General features: G+C 71.9%; 12 protein-coding genes. 5 read left to right on the top strand and 7 right to left on the bottom strand.

What is annotated here, in order from left to right; translation table 11 throughout:
- Positions 1 to 143: 143 nt before the first annotated feature.
- The 6 genes from FRZ03_RS18955 to FRZ03_RS18980 all read right to left on the bottom strand — a co-directional run bounded on the left by FRZ03_RS18955 (position 144) and on the right by FRZ03_RS18980 (position 6,968).
- Positions 144 to 800: an MFS transporter gene (locus FRZ03_RS18955; RefSeq protein WP_146466351.1), complete on the bottom strand. Its 657-nt coding sequence runs from the start codon at positions 798 to 800 to the stop codon at positions 144 to 146.
- On the bottom strand, positions 797 to 1,669 hold the full coding sequence (locus FRZ03_RS18960; RefSeq protein ID WP_146466352.1) for a sulfurtransferase: 873 nt from the start codon (positions 1,667 to 1,669) through the stop codon (positions 797 to 799). Before FRZ03_RS18960 ends, FRZ03_RS18955 begins: the two co-directional genes overlap by 4 nt.
- Positions 1,666 to 2,886: an ATP-grasp domain-containing protein gene (locus tag FRZ03_RS18965; RefSeq protein WP_146466353.1), complete on the bottom strand. Its 1,221-nt coding sequence runs from the start codon at positions 2,884 to 2,886 to the stop codon at positions 1,666 to 1,668. Before FRZ03_RS18965 ends, FRZ03_RS18960 begins: the two co-directional genes overlap by 4 nt.
- A 20-nt stretch (positions 2,887 to 2,906) precedes the next feature.
- Positions 2,907 to 4,148 (bottom strand): radical SAM protein, encoded by a 1,242-nt coding sequence (locus tag FRZ03_RS18970; RefSeq protein ID WP_146466354.1) that lies wholly within the window; start codon positions 4,146 to 4,148, stop codon positions 2,907 to 2,909.
- A gap of 107 nt (positions 4,149 to 4,255) precedes the next feature.
- Complete coding sequence (locus FRZ03_RS18975) at positions 4,256 to 5,476, bottom strand: ATP-grasp domain-containing protein (protein WP_261399254.1); 1,221 nt, start codon at positions 5,474 to 5,476, stop codon at positions 4,256 to 4,258.
- A gap of 1,048 nt (positions 5,477 to 6,524) precedes the next feature.
- The gene (locus FRZ03_RS18980) at positions 6,525 to 6,968 is read right to left on the bottom strand and encodes an ASCH domain-containing protein (protein WP_146466355.1); all 444 of its coding nucleotides are present in this window, start codon (positions 6,966 to 6,968) and stop codon (positions 6,525 to 6,527) included.
- 333 nt (positions 6,969 to 7,301) lie between these two features.
- Here FRZ03_RS18980 and FRZ03_RS18985 point away from each other — a divergent pair, with 333 nt between their 5' ends.
- From FRZ03_RS18985 to FRZ03_RS19000, 4 genes are read left to right on the top strand one after another with little or no spacing between them, the layout of a single operon-like run.
- A complete protein-coding gene (locus FRZ03_RS18985) occupies positions 7,302 to 8,618 on the top strand; it encodes an ABC transporter substrate-binding protein (protein ID WP_146466356.1) in 1,317 nt (438 codons plus the stop codon).
- Positions 8,619 to 8,623: 5 nt separating this feature from the next.
- Positions 8,624 to 9,616 carry a carbohydrate ABC transporter permease gene (locus tag FRZ03_RS18990; RefSeq protein ID WP_146466357.1) on the top strand — a complete coding sequence of 331 codons (993 nt, stop codon included), beginning with the start codon at positions 8,624 to 8,626 and terminating at the stop codon, positions 9,614 to 9,616.
- A gap of 7 nt (positions 9,617 to 9,623) precedes the next feature.
- Positions 9,624 to 10,463 carry a carbohydrate ABC transporter permease gene (locus FRZ03_RS18995; protein ID WP_146466358.1) on the top strand — a complete coding sequence of 280 codons (840 nt, stop codon included), beginning with the start codon at positions 9,624 to 9,626 and terminating at the stop codon, positions 10,461 to 10,463.
- On the top strand, positions 10,460 to 11,860 hold the full coding sequence (locus FRZ03_RS19000) for a GH1 family beta-glucosidase (protein ID WP_146466359.1): 1,401 nt from the start codon (positions 10,460 to 10,462) through the stop codon (positions 11,858 to 11,860). Before FRZ03_RS18995 ends, FRZ03_RS19000 begins: the two co-directional genes overlap by 4 nt.
- Positions 11,861 to 11,926: 66 nt before the next feature.
- Here the strand turns inward: FRZ03_RS19000 and FRZ03_RS19005 are convergent, their stop codons facing one another.
- Positions 11,927 to 12,817 (bottom strand): serine hydrolase, encoded by an 891-nt coding sequence (locus FRZ03_RS19005; protein WP_398660658.1) that lies wholly within the window; start codon positions 12,815 to 12,817, stop codon positions 11,927 to 11,929.
- Between the two features lie 247 nt (positions 12,818 to 13,064).
- Here FRZ03_RS19005 and FRZ03_RS39195 point away from each other — a divergent pair.
- Positions 13,065 to 13,484 (top strand): hypothetical protein (locus tag FRZ03_RS39195; protein ID WP_186785496.1); only part of this gene is annotated, 420 nt, incomplete at its 3' end.

Genomic DNA, 13,484 nt, shown 5'->3' on the forward strand with positions numbered 1-13,484 from the left:
CTGTACTTCTTCTTCCAGAGCTTCATCGGCCTGTACGCGGCCGGGGTGTCGAACATCCAGGCCCTGGGCTGGGTGATGCTGCTCAACTGCGCCATGGTGGTGGTGCTCCAGCCGGTGCTCGCCGACCGTATCGCGCGGGCCGACTACCGGTTGCTGATGGCCGGTTCGTTCGCGGTGATGGCGGCCGGCCGGCGCTCGACCGGCTTCAGGGTGACCTGGTGGGCGACGGTGATCAGCGCGAACAGCCCCGCGAGCCCGATGAGCAGCGCCATCGGGTCGGCGTCGACCAGCAGCGCGGCCAGCAACGGACCGAGTCCCATACCGGCGTTGAGCGCGGCGCTGCTCACTCCGAGGAACAGCGGGCGCAGTTCGTCGGAGACGCTGGTGACGATGTACGCCTTGTTCGCCGGGAGGTACAGCGCCGGGCCGCCCGCCACGAGGACGACGGCCGGGTACGCCACCCACGGCACCTTGACGGCCACCCCGAGCAGCACCAGTCCGGCCGTGCGCAGGGTGAGCGCGGACACCATGGTCCGCTTCAGCCCGAGCCGGTCCACGACCGCGCCGCCGAGGATGCTGCCGCCGAACTGGATGAAGGTGGCCACCGCCACCAGCACCCCGGCCACCCGGACGTCGAGGTGGACGGCCTCGACCATGAGCACCCCGATGAACGGGGTGACCATGTAGCTGCCCAGCGCGACGACGAACGATAGCGTGATCAGGGCCTTGAGCGCGGCCGGCAGCCCGGTGAACGTCCGGTACCTCGCGGCGAGTCCGCCGCTGACGCGCCCGCCGCTCACGGTGAATCGCTCCCGCCGGTGGCCACCGGGCGCTCCGAGGGCAGGCCCCACTCGCTCCACGAGCCGTCGTACACCGCGAGTTCGCGGTAGCCGGCCAGGGTGGCGCCGAGCGCGAGGACGCAGGCGGTGACCCCGGAGCCGCAGCTGAAGTACAGCTGCTCCCGGTCCCCGGCCGCCGCCTTGAACGCCGTGCGCAGTTCCTCCGCCGGACGCATCACGCCGCCGTCGCGCTGGAGTTCGCCGAAGGGCAGGCTGACCGAGCCGGGCATGTGGCCGCCGCGCAGGCCCGGGCGGGGCTCGGGGGCGGTGCCCGCGTAGCGCTCCCGGGTGCGTGCGTCGAGTACGGCGGCACGCGGGTCGGCGAGGGCGGCGGCGACCGCGTCGGCGTCCACGATCAGGCCGGGCCGCGGCCGGGCGGTGAACGCGCCCCGCGGGCCGTCGTAGGCGGCGGGCTCGGCCTCGACCGGGTGGCCGGCCGCGGTCCAGGCAGGCAGTCCGCCGTCCAGTACGGCGACCCGGTCGAACCCCATGGCGCGCAGCATCCACCAGGCACGGGCGCTGGAGTAGATGCCCTGGGCGTCGTAGACGACGACCGTGTCGGTGTCGTTCAGGCCCAGCCTGCGCAGCGCCTCGGTGAACTGCTCGGCGCCGGGCATGGTGTGCGGCACCGCGCTGGTGTGGTCGGACAGGTCCCCGTCGAGGTCGAAGGGGCGGGCTCCGGGGATGCGCGCGTCGGCGCCCCGGCGGGCGCCGACGGAGGCGTCGAAGAGGACCAGGCCCTCCCCGAGCCGCCCGGCCACCCAGTCGGCGTCCACGAGCGGTCCGGCCGGCTCGACGGTGGTGTGCTCAGGGGGCGTAGTGGTGCTCACGCGGTACCTCCGCAGGACTCGGCGGGCCGCCACCGGGAGTTGTCGGAGAACCAGCCCGCCACATGTTCGAGATTGGCGGCCACATCCTCCTCGCTGTCCCCGTCGACCACATAACCGGCCAGGAACAGACCGGACTTCACCCCGCCGTGGAACTCCTGGCCGACGGTCCCGGTGAGCATCACCTCGCGGACGCACCCGGGTTGCTCGGCCGTCTCGGTGGGCAGGCGCTCCAGCACGCCGTTCTGCGGCGGGATGCACAGGGCCCCGGCGGGCCGGTACCCCGGGGCGACCGGCGTCGAGGGCAGCCCGCACTCGGCGTACAGCCACTCCTTGTCCAGGTCGATGCCGAACGCGTGCCGGACCATCGCGCTGATCATGCCCCCGCCGGTGCGGCTGGCGATCTCGCAGAAGACCAGCCGGTCGTCCGGCGTGATCCAGAACTCGGCGTGGAAGGCGGTCTGCGGCGGCGTCGGCAGTTCGGCCAGCACCGCCCGTGCCGCCTTGACCAGCCGGTCGTACAGCGGGTCCTCGCGAGTGAGCGGCAGGTTGGCCACCCAGTCGTTGCTCCGGAAGGACAGACAGTCGTTGAGGTAGCGGAAGGGGTGGACGAAGACGACCTCCCCGCCCGCCACCAGCCCGTCCACGTGGTACATCTGCCCGGGTACGAACACCTCGATCTCGCTGGTCCCCCGCCACGGGCTGGCCAGGTAGGCGTCCAGCTCCGCCTCGTCGCGGACGACCGCCGCGCCCAGCGAGCCCGACTCGGACACCGGCTTGATCACGACCGGGTAGCCGTGCTCGGCGACGAAGTCGAGGGCCGTGTAGGCCGAGTCGAGACGGCGGTACGCCGGCACGTCGACGGGCCCGCCCGCGAGGTGGTCCTTCATCACCACCTTGTCCCGGAAGGCCAGCGCGCTCGCGGTGTGCTGGCCCGGCAGCCCGAGCAGCTCCCGCAGCTGGGCCGCGCGTACGACATCGGCCTCGGCGCGGGCGAAGACCGCCTCGACCGCGAACTCGCGGGCCAGCCGCAGCGCGGTCTTCTCGACCAGCTGGTTGGTGTCGTACGCGTCGAAGGCGTGCACGTGCGGGAGGTGGGAGTAGCCCTGCGCGTACTCCCGCGCGGTCACGATGACCGGGACGATGCCCGAGTCGGCCAGCCACTGGTCGTACGGGGTCTTGGCGTAGGGCGTCTTGGCGAAGACGAGGATGTGGCGCATGGCGGGGTCTTTCTCTCGGTTCAGGACGCGGAGTCGGTGAGGAGCGGCAGCCGGCGCCGCTCCGGGACCCGGGAGATCAGGCCCAGCTCCTCGGACAGCTCGGTGGCGAAGCAGCCGTCCTTGTACGTGCCGGCGAGTCGCTTGGCGGTGAACGCCTCGATCCCGTCGTGGTCGAACTCCACGTCGTACGTGGTGGCGCCGGTGGTGACGGTGCGGGTCAGGATGCCGAGGTGCGGCTCGAAGGTGTTGACACAGCCGACGATGTCGCCGATCTTCTCGCGGCGGCCCTCGGGTCCCTCGGAGAGCACCTCCTCCTGCGCGGGGATGGCGGCGAATAGCTGGCGGCCGGCCCGGCACCAGCCGACGTGGCCGGGGAAGCCCATGGCCTTGATGCCGAAGGTGCCGAAGTCCTCGCTGACGCCGAGCTGGAAGCCGAACGGGATCGTCTCGTGCAGCCACTTGAAGTCGCGGTAGGCCTGCTCGACCTCCTCGCGGCTCAGGCGCAGTTCGGGGTGGCGGTTGCCGTGGTCGGTGAAGTTGTTGAACCGGACGGTGGCCACGCCCAGCTTGTCGAAGTAGCGGGCGTAGCGCTCCAGGGAGGTGCGGCCGTGGTTGTGACGGCCGAGGGTGACACCGATGTTGACGCGGAACGCGTCCTCGGGTGCGACGCCCTCGTTGTACTCGGCGATCCGGCGCAGCACCTCCTCGGTGTCCGCGCCCGAGAAGACGCCCTTGATGGGGTACGTCTTGTGGTCGGTGACCCGGAGATCCTCGTCGATCACGCCGTGGTAGGTGATGGAGATGGTGCCGTAGCCGTTCTCCACCGCCCGGTCGAGGAGTTCTTGCCAGTTGTCGGCGAGCAGCGGGCGGCCGCTGGTCCAGGCGTCGCCCTTCTCCATGGTCGCGGTCGGCGTGTGGTCCAGCTCCTGCCGGAACTCACGGTTGTTGGCCGGGCCGTAGAGGTTCATGAACGCGCCGTCGTAGGCGAAGCTGTCCACGTAGCGCGGGTAGACGTGGTACCCGTGCGACCGCAGGCCCTCCAGGATGCGGGGGCCCTCCTCCATGGCGAAGGACTTGTCGTAGACCTTCTCGTAGTTGACGAACCAGCAGTGCGCGCACTTCTGCCCGCAGGTGTTCTTGCCGACCTTGGTGTCGAGGTCGAGGTAGATGTGGATGTCGCCGGGCTCGATGTCCTTGAACGGCGTGGAGAACGGGACATCGCCGTGGAAATCGTAGGAAATCGGCGCGTTCTGGACGGACATGTGGCCCCCGGTGCGGTGGTGTCGTCAGGAAGGAGACATGGAGACAGGAAGGACGGGCGGAACGTGAGTCGCCGAGCGGGACGCGGAGCCGCGACCGCGGTCCGGCGTCAGAGATGTGGCTCCGGCGCGGTGGTGACCACCGGACGGGCGGTGAGTTCGGCGACCGCCGCAGCGCAGGCGTCGGTGCCGGCCGCGGTCAGGACGGCCATGCCCAGCCGGTCGGCGGAGGAGCGCAGCGGGCGCACCTCGTCCCCGGGCCGGACGGAGAGGTCCCAGGCGTGCACCCGCCCCCGGGCGAGGGAGGGCGGCGGCGCGACGGCCGTCACCCGTCCGGGCGGGGCGGTGAGGAAGACGGTGGCGGCCGCGGCGGCCGTGGCGGGGCGCTGCCGGACGCCCGCGCCGATCGCCCAGCCGAGGGCGGCGCGCCGCCACTCGACCCCGGTGGTGAGCTGGACCAGGTCCGCGATGCCGTCGCCGCCGAGCCGGGTGTGGGTCTCGATCACGACGATCTTGTCGCCGTCGACCATGACTTCCGTGTGGCTGGGGCCGTCGGTGAGCCCGAGGGCGTCGAGCAGTTCGCCGACCGCCCGGGCGACCAGCTCCTGGCGGCGCGGGTCCAGGGAGGGCGGCGGCATCATGTGGCTGACCTCGACGAAGCCGTCCGTGGTGCCCTTCTCGGCGATGCCGATGACGGTGTGCCGCCCGCCCGTGGAGAGGGCCTCGACGCTGAACTCCCGCCCCTCCGCGAACTGTTCGAACAAGGTGGCGGCCGTACGGCGGTCCGCCGGGAGCGCGTCGGCACTCTCCACCAGGGCGATGGAGGCGCTGCCGACCCCGTCGACCGGCTTGGCCACGGCCCGCCCGTAGGTGGCGAACAGCCGGTCCACCGCCGCCGTGTCGTCGCCGGCCGCGAAGGCCGGGTTCAGATGCGGGGCCTCGCGTTCCAGGATGCGCCGCATGGCCAGCTTGTCGCGGGTGGCGTGCACGACGGCCGGGTCCACGCCGGTGACGCCGAGCAGGCGGGCGGCGAGCGCGGCCGGCTCCAGGCCGAACTCGGTGAGCGAGACGACGGCGGTGGGCCGCAGGGGGCGCAGCACCTCGTCGGTGAAGGCCAGGAAGGCGGGCAGGTCCCGGAAGTCCGCCGTCAGCACCCGGGTGCCCGGGTCGAGGGCGGGGGCGCCGGGCAGCTGTACGTGGACCAGTTCGCCGGGCAGGGACGCGGCCGCCCTCGCCACGGTCGGGTTGGCGCCGACGATCACCAGAGTGGAGACGTCGTCCGTGTTCCCCGGACAGTCTCCGTCCGGCCCGTCCGCGTTCACTGCGTCCACTTTTCCTCCCCCTCCCGCGCGGCCCGCTGATTCGGCCGACGCGGCGAGCAAGACAATCGCAAGCGTGCTCGGAGGATGTCAACAGGCTCACGCACAGTGACAATCGCGCGTGGCGAGGGGTCCTGACCTGGCATCGGCCCGTCTCCACAAGGGACGCTTGACGCGTCGTGCGGCCGATGGGCGCCCCGCGGCCGGCCGTGCGGGGCCACCTCCCGGCACGTCGATCCGGCCAACTTTCCGGCCATGGCGACACACTCCGTTCACAAAACCCCAGCATGACGTGCGCATCGCCAATGCTTTTTGGTCAATCACCGGGCGGGAGCGCCGCGCGTCGACGATTCGGGGAGAGCGGTCCGTTTCCGAAGAGATCGGAGCGGCCCCCGGGCCGCGCGCAACGGACGCGACGAGAGCGCTCCGGTGCCCCGGGCGGAGGGCGGCCGGGGGCTGCCGGTCGGGTTCGCGGCGCCCGCCCGGTCGGCCCGCAGCCGTACGGACGCCCGTGCGACGCCCGTGCGACGTCCGTGCGGCGGGCGCCCCGGCGCCGGGGCGCCCACGGGCAACGGCCGCCGGGGCGCCGGGCGCTCCGCCCCGCCTCGCGCGCGAATCGTCCGCCGGGCCGCCGGGCGCCGGTGTCCGGCCCGCTCCGCTGCCGTACGGCATGGGTCGGCTCGTGGGTGAGCGCGTCGCGTCGGACGTGGTGTCGTAGCGGCCCCGCCGGAACACGCCAGGGGGAGTCGCAGGGGGCGGGAGCGCGGACATCGGAGAAGTCCATGCCCGGCCTGGTCTCCATGCCGGTGCGGACCGGAGCGTCGAGCGGGCGGCCGGGGGAGCGCGAGGGATCGCCGTTCGGCCGCGTCCGTGTGCTCGGGCCCGGCGGGCTCCGGCGGTCCGCCGACCGTGGCGTCGCCGTCCGGCCGTCGCGGTGCGGACAGCGCGTCCGGCCGTACCGGGTCGCCCGGGCGCCGGGGAGCCGCCGGTCGCGCCGCGGCAGGCTCGGCGCCCGCCCGTGGCGACGAGGAGCGGCCGGGTGTCGCTCGCCGGGGCCCGGTCAGTGCCGCCCGGAGGCGGGGGTGTCGGTGCCCGGATCGACGACGCGGAAGCGTTCGGCGACGACGAGTGCGTCGTCGTCCACCGCCGGTGTGTAGCCGAGCAGTTCGGTCATCGGCTCACTGCTGAAGAAGTCCCGGTGGGCGGCGGCCCACTCCTCGGCGTCCGCGTAACCGCGGCCCTCGTCCCGGGCGAACCGGTCGTCCACCTCGCGGAAGGGGATCACCCGGACCTCGGTCAGTTCGATCACGACGGCGGGCCGGTCGTCGGAGTCCAGCACCGCGTACCGCCGGCCGGCTTGCGGAACGGGCTCGCCCGCCCGCTCCAGGATCTCGGCCAGCGCCGTCATCGCGGTCTTGCGGCCGCTGATGACGGCCTCGACCCCGCGGTCACGCTCCGGACCGGGGAAGGCGAGGGCCAGCGTGGGGAGATCGTCAGCGGTCATGGGCGGAGCCTACCCGAGGGCGGCCGACGAACTCATGTGGATTACAAGGCAGTTGGTCGTCCTGAGCTTCCGCCCGCCCGCCCGGAGCGCGTACGGGCCGTCGGGCGGCCCGTCGGAGGCGGGCGCCGCCGTACCCGGTCCGGTCGCCCGTCCGTCGGGTGCCGTCCGCCGTGCGGCCGGTGGCCGGATCGGCGTCCGCCGGTGGCGCCGGGCCCACCGAACAGCCGCTGACCTCGCCGCCGTTCCGTCGGCGGAGATCCAGCCGCACCTCTTGACTCGTCGTCCTCGCGCCGTTTAACTCACGTCCTAAATTAAGACGTGAGGGGCTTAGTCATGCGCAGCATCCGAGCCGCGGCCACCTGTGCCGTCACCCTGTCTCTCGTTCTCGCGGCGACGGCCTGCGGAGGCGGTTCGTCGGCGGGGGGCGGGTCCAACGACGCACCGAAGACGCTGACGTACTGGGCCTCCAACCAGGGTGCCAGCATCGCCGTCGACAAGCAGGTGCTCCAGCCGGAACTCGACAAGTTCGAGAAGCAGACCGGCATCAAGGTGAAGCTGGAGGTCGTGCCCTGGTCGGATCTGCTCAACCGGATCCTGACCGCGGCCACGTCGGGCCAGGGGCCGGACGTGCTCAACATCGGCAACACCTGGAGTTCGTCCCTGCAGGCGACCGGCGCGCTGCTGCCGTGGGACGCGAAGAACTTCGACAAGATCGGCGGCAAGGGGCGGTTCGTCGAATCCGCGCTCGCCTCGACCGGCGCCCAGGGCAAGGACCCGGCCGCCGTGCCGCTGTACTCCATGGCGTACGCGCTCTACTACAACAAGAAGATCTTCGCCGAGGCCGGGATCTCCCGACCACCGGCCACCTGGGACGAGTTGACGGCGGACGGCAAGAAGATCAAGGCGCAGGGCAAGTCGGTGCTCGGCGCCGAGGGCTCCAACCTGTCGGAGAACATCCACCACGTCTTCGTCTTCGCCAAGCAGCACGGCGCCGACTTCTTCACCTCGGACGGCAAGCCCGCCTTCACCGACCCCAAGGTGGTCGAGGCGGTCAAGAGCTACGTCGATCTGATGGCCCGGGACCAGGTCATCCCGACCGGGGACGCCGAGTACGCGCAGAACCAGTCCGTCAGCGACTTCGCCAAGGGCCGCCAGGCCATGCTGCTGTGGCAGTCGGCCTCCGCCAACCTCAAGTCCCAGGGGATGCCCGACAGCGACTACGGCATCGCGCCGGTGCCCGTACGCTCCGGCACCCCCGGCCCCGGCACCCAGATCGACTCGATGGTCGCGGGCATCAACATCGCCGTCTTCCGCGACACCCACAACCTCGACGGGGCGACGCGGTTCGTCAAGTTCATGACCTCCGACGACGAGCAGAAGATCCTCAACAAGGCCTACAGCTCCATCCCGCCGGTCACCTCCGCCCAGAGCGACCCCGCGTTCGGCACCCCCGCCAACACGGTGCTGAAGAACACCCTCGCCACCAGCGCCGCCGCTTTGCCGCAGGTGCCCAACGAGTCCCAGTTCGAGACGACGGTCGGTACCGCCGTGAAGGACCTGTTCGCCGACGCCGCCGCCGGCCGCGCCGTGACCACCGACTCGGTCAGGGCCGCGCTGCAGAAGGCCCAGCAGCAGATGCCGGCGGCGTAACGACCATGACCACGACCGCACTTCAGGAACCGGTGCGAGGGACCCCCTCCGGTGCGCCGGCGGCGCGCAGGCCCCGCCGGCGCACCGGCCGGGCCCACCGGGCCCTGCTGCCCTACCTGCTGCTCCTGCCCGCCCTGCTGCTCGAACTCCTCGTCCATCTGGTGCCGATGGTCATCGGCGTCATGATGAGCTTCAAGGAACTCGTCCAGATCTACATCCGCGACTGGAGCAGCGCCCCCTGGTCCGGGCTCGGCAACTACCGGATGACGGTGGACTTCCACGCCCCGGTCGGGGCCGCGCTGCTGCACTCCTTCCTCGTCACCGTCGGCTTCACGCTGCTGTCCGTCGCCCTGTGCTGGCTGATCGGCACCGCCGCCGCGCTCTTCCTCCAGGACACCTTCCGCGGCCGTGGCCTGCTGCGCGCCCTGTTCCTGGTGCCGTACGCGCTGCCCGTCTACGCGGCCGTCATCACCTGGGTGTTCATGTTCCAGCACGACAACGGCCTGGTGAACCACGTCCTCCACGACCAGCTGCACCTCACCGACAAGCCCGCCTTCTGGCTCATCGGCGACAACAGCTTCTACGCCCTGCTGACCGTGTCCGTGTGGAAGGGCTGGCCGTTCGCCTTCCTCGTGGTGACGGCCGGACTCCAGAACATCCCGGGAGAGCTGTACGAGGCCGCCGCGCTGGACGGCGCGGGGATGTGGCAGCGGATCGCCCGGATCACCCTGCCGTCCCTGCGCCCGGTCAACCAGGTGCTGGTCCTCGTCCTGTTCCTGTGGACGTTCAACGACTTCAACACCCCCTACGTGCTGTTCGGCAGGGCCGCGCCGGACGCCGCCGACCTCGTCTCCGTCCACATCTACCAGGCATCCTTCGTCACCTGGAACTTCGGCACCGGGTCCGCCATGTCCGTCCTGCTGCTGCTCTTCCTGCTCGTGGTGACGGGCGCCTACCTGCTGATCACGTCCCGAGGACGGAGGGGCGCCGATGCATGACTCGCCCATGGCACCGCCGCGTTCGTTCCTGTGGGTCCGCCGGGTCTTCCTCACCCTGCTCACCGGCTTCGTGCTGATCCCGGTGTACGTGATGGTCTCCAGCTCGCTGAAGCCCCTCGCGGACGTCACCGGGAAGTTCCGCTGGCTGCCCAGCGGGCTGACGCTGCGGCCGTACATCGACATCTGGTCGACCGTGCCGCTCGCCCGCTACTTCGTGAACTCGCTGATCGTGGCCGGCGCGGCGACCCTCTGCTCGGTCGTCGTCGCGGTGTTCGCCGCCTACGCCGTCAGCCGGTACGACTTCCGGGGCAAGCGCGTCTTCACGGTCACCGTGCTGTCCACGCAGATGTTCCCCGGCATCCTGTTCCTCCTCCCGCTGTTCCTCCTCTACGTCAACATCGGCAACGCCACCGGCATCGCCCTGTTCGGCTCGCGCGGCGGGCTGATCCTCACCTATCTCACCTTCTCGCTGCCCTTCTCGATCTGGATGCTCATCGGGTACCTCGACTCGGTGCCGCGCGACCTGGACGAGGCCGCGCTGGTGGACGGCTGCGGGCCGCTCGGCGCGCTCTTCCGGATCGTCGTACCGGCCGCGGTCCCCGGCATCGTCGCGGTCGCCGTCTACGCGTTCATGACCGCGTGGGGCGAGGTGCTGTTCGCGTCGGTGATGACCGACGACACCACCCGCACCCTCGCCGTCGGCCTCCAGGGCTACTCCACCCTCAACAACGTCTACTGGAACCAGATCATGGCCGCCTCCCTGGTCGTCAGCGTGCCCGTGGTGGCCGGCTTCCTGCTGCTCCAGCGCTACCTCGTCGCCGGACTGACGGCGGGCGCCGTCAAATGACCGGCAACACCCCGTATTCCGAAGGGACTTCCGTGTCCGAACGCATCGACCTCGCCGCCCTCCCGCACGACTTCCTGTGGGGCACGGCCACCTCGGCCTACCAGATCGAGGGGGCCGTCGCCGAGGACGGCCGGGCGCCCTCGATCTGGGACACCTTCTCGCACACCCCGGGGAAGATCGCGGGCGACGACAACGGCGACGTCGCCTGCGACCACTACCGCCGCCGGCGCGAGGACATCGCGCTGATGCGCCGCCTCGGCCTCAACGCCTACCGGCTCTCCGTCGCCTGGCCGCGCGTCGTCCCCGGCGGCACCGGCCCGGTGAACCCCAAGGGGCTCGCCTTCTACGACGAGCTGGTGGACGACCTGCTCGCGGCGGGCATCACCCCGTCCGTCACCCTCTACCACTGGGACCTGCCGCAGGCGCTCCAGGACCGCGGCGGCTGGCCGGAGCGGGACACCGCCCTGGCCTTCGCCGACTACGCGTCCGCGGTCGCCGCCCGCCTCGGCGACCGCGTCACGCTCTGGACGACGCTCAACGAGCCGTCCTGCTCGGCCTGGATCGGCCACTACGAGGGCACCATGGCGCCCGGCTGGACCGATCTGACCGCCGCCGTCCGCGCCTCCTGCCATCTGCTCCTCGGCCACGGCCTCGCCACCGAGGCCGTCCGCGCCGCCGCCCCCGGCGCCCGGATCGGCATCGTCAACAACCTCTCCACCGTGCACCCGGCCACCGACCGCCCCGAGGACGTCGCCGCGGCCCACCGCCACGACGGTCACGTCAACCGCTGGTGGCTCGACCCCGTGCACGGCCGCGGCTTCCCCGCCGACATGACCGAGACCTACGGTGTGGAACTCCCGCTGAAACCCGGCGACCTGGAGACCATCGCGGCGCCCCTGGACTGGCTGGGCCTGAACTACTACTTCCCGGCCCACATCACCGACGACCCCGACGGCCCGGCGCCGTACGCCCGTTCCGTGCGCCGCGCGGGCGTGCCGCGCACCGGCATGGACTGGGAGATCGACCCGAGCGGCATCGAGACCCTGCTGCTGCGCCTCACCGAGGAGTACGGCGCCCGCACGCTCTACGTCACCGAGAACGGCTCCGCCTTCCCCGACGTACTGCGCCCCGACGGCACCGTCGACGACCCCGAACGAGGGGACTACCTCGAAGCCCACCTCGCCGCCTGCGCCTCCGCCGCCCGGCGCGGCGCCCCGCTGGCCGGCTACTTCGCCTGGTCCCTGCTGGACAACTTCGAGTGGGCGTACGGCTACGACAAGCGCTTCGGCCTGGTCCACGTGGATTACGCCACCCAGCGCCGCACCATCAAGAACAGCGGCCACCGCTACGCGGAGATCGTCCGCGCCCACGGGCGACTGCGCAGCGACGCCGCCTGAGCCCGGCGTCGGTGTCACGGGGAGCGGGCGCCCGAGGGCCCCGCTCCCCGTCCCCGGGGCCGTGAGTCAGCCGGAGCCGGTCACGGCGTCGGCGAAAGCCGTCACCGCCGCGACCGACGCCTGCTCCACCAGCTCGATGCCGACCTCCTCGGTGCTGCATCCGTTCAGCAGCACCGCCAGCAGGTAGACCCGGCCGTCCCGCTCTATCCGGCCTATGCTGTTGACGTCCCAGGTGCGGGTCCGACTCCGCTGGAGCCAGCCGTTCTTGAGGGCGGTCGGGCTGTCGTCGTCAGCCGCCGCCGACACACCCCATGCCTGGTCGACGGCCACATGACCCATCAGGTCCTGGATGTACGCGCGCGAGGCGGAGCTGAGCGGCGATGGGTCGCCGAAGACGTTCTGGAGCAGGCGGACCTGGTCCTGCGCGGTGGTCTGGGTGACGCCCCACACGGTCCCGTCACCGCCCCGCGTCTGCGTCAGGCCGAGGCGTCTGTTGGCCGCGTCGAGTCCCTGCGCGCTCCCGATCTCGGTCCACAGCGCGCTCGTCGAGTCGTTGTCGCTGTTCTCGATCATCTCGGCCGCGTAGCCACGCTCCCGCGCCGTCAGCCTCCGGCCGGCGTCCTGCGCCTGGAGAAGCAGCGTGGCCAGGATGTCCACCTTGACGATGCTGGCCGTGTCGAAGGTGTCGTCCCCGAACGCGGCCCGCTTGCCGCTCGCGGTGTCCTGCACGGCCACGGACATCTCGTTGTCGCCGAAGAGGTCCGTCACCGGCGCGAGCGCGGACTCCAGGCTCATCGGCTCGGGAACCGGCGAGGCGGAAGGGGAAGGGGAGACGGAGGCGTAAGCGGAGGTGGCCCGGAGTGCCCTGGGCTCCGCCCGGGTATGCGACGGGCCGGAGTGGGGACGGGCGACGGCGTAGCCGGTGATGGCACCGGACAGGACGACGGCCGTGGTCACCGCCCATGTCCTGCGGCGTCTCCGGGCCTTCCGGCGCCGTCGCTGCTCCCCGCGGGAGCGGCGGCGATGGCGAGGTGGGTTCTCGGGCACGAGCGCGATAGTAATCGCGTAAGAGTTCGGATTGTTGTCGCTGTGACGATTCTCCTGATCCTTGCCGAAGGGCCCTCCGCCCGGTGGGCGTTCGAGTGACCCCTGAACGCCACGGAAGCGGCGCGGGCCCGTCGGTGGCGTGGCAGGATCCCTCGGTGTGAGCGCATCACCGGCGGTGAGAGGCCTGCGGGCCGCGGTGTTCGCCGCGGTGTGCGTGCTGCTCGCCGCCGCGGGGCACGGGCTGGCCATGGGGGAGATGCCGCCGCCCGGCCGCGAAGGGGCCGCGTTTCTCGCGGTGTTCGCGCTCGGCTGGGCACTGGGCGGACGGGAGCGCTCGGGGCCCGGCATCGGCGCGGTCATGCTGCTCACCCAGGCGGGGCTGCACGCGGGCTTCGACGCGGCCCGGGCCGGCCCCGCGATGCCCGCCATGCCCGGCATGGCGGCGCCCGCGCACCCCCTGGCCCACGCCACCGCCGCCCATCTGCTCGCCGCGCTCGCCGCCTCCTGGTGGCTGCGGCGGGGCGAGGCCGCGCTCTGGTCGCTGCTGCGCCGTACCGCGGGACTCGTACCCGCCCTG

Origin of the sequence: Streptomyces misionensis (assembly GCF_007896895.1) — a bacterium.
GTDB classification, from domain to species: Bacteria; Actinomycetota; Actinomycetes; order Streptomycetales; family Streptomycetaceae; genus Streptomyces; species Streptomyces misionensis_A.

What these genes read in the sequence shown, in the direction of transcription:
- FRZ03_RS18965 (WP_146466353.1), bottom strand. Translation starts at nt 2,886, where the DNA reads ATGCGCCACATCCTCGTCTTCGCCAAGACGCCCTACGCCAAGACCCCG.
- FRZ03_RS18970 (WP_146466354.1), bottom strand. Translation starts at nt 4,148, where the DNA reads ATGTCCGTCCAGAACGCGCCGATTTCCTACGATTTCCACGGCGATGTC.
- FRZ03_RS18980 (WP_146466355.1), bottom strand. Translation starts at nt 6,968, where the DNA reads ATGACCGCTGACGATCTCCCCACGCTGGCCCTCGCCTTCCCCGGTCCG.
- FRZ03_RS18985 (WP_146466356.1), top strand. Translation starts at nt 7,302, where the DNA reads ATGCGCAGCATCCGAGCCGCGGCCACCTGTGCCGTCACCCTGTCTCTC.
- FRZ03_RS18990 (WP_146466357.1), top strand. Translation starts at nt 8,624, where the DNA reads ATGACCACGACCGCACTTCAGGAACCGGTGCGAGGGACCCCCTCCGGT.
- FRZ03_RS18995 (WP_146466358.1), top strand. Translation starts at nt 9,624, where the DNA reads ATGGCACCGCCGCGTTCGTTCCTGTGGGTCCGCCGGGTCTTCCTCACC.
- FRZ03_RS19000 (WP_146466359.1), top strand. Translation starts at nt 10,460, where the DNA reads ATGACCGGCAACACCCCGTATTCCGAAGGGACTTCCGTGTCCGAACGC.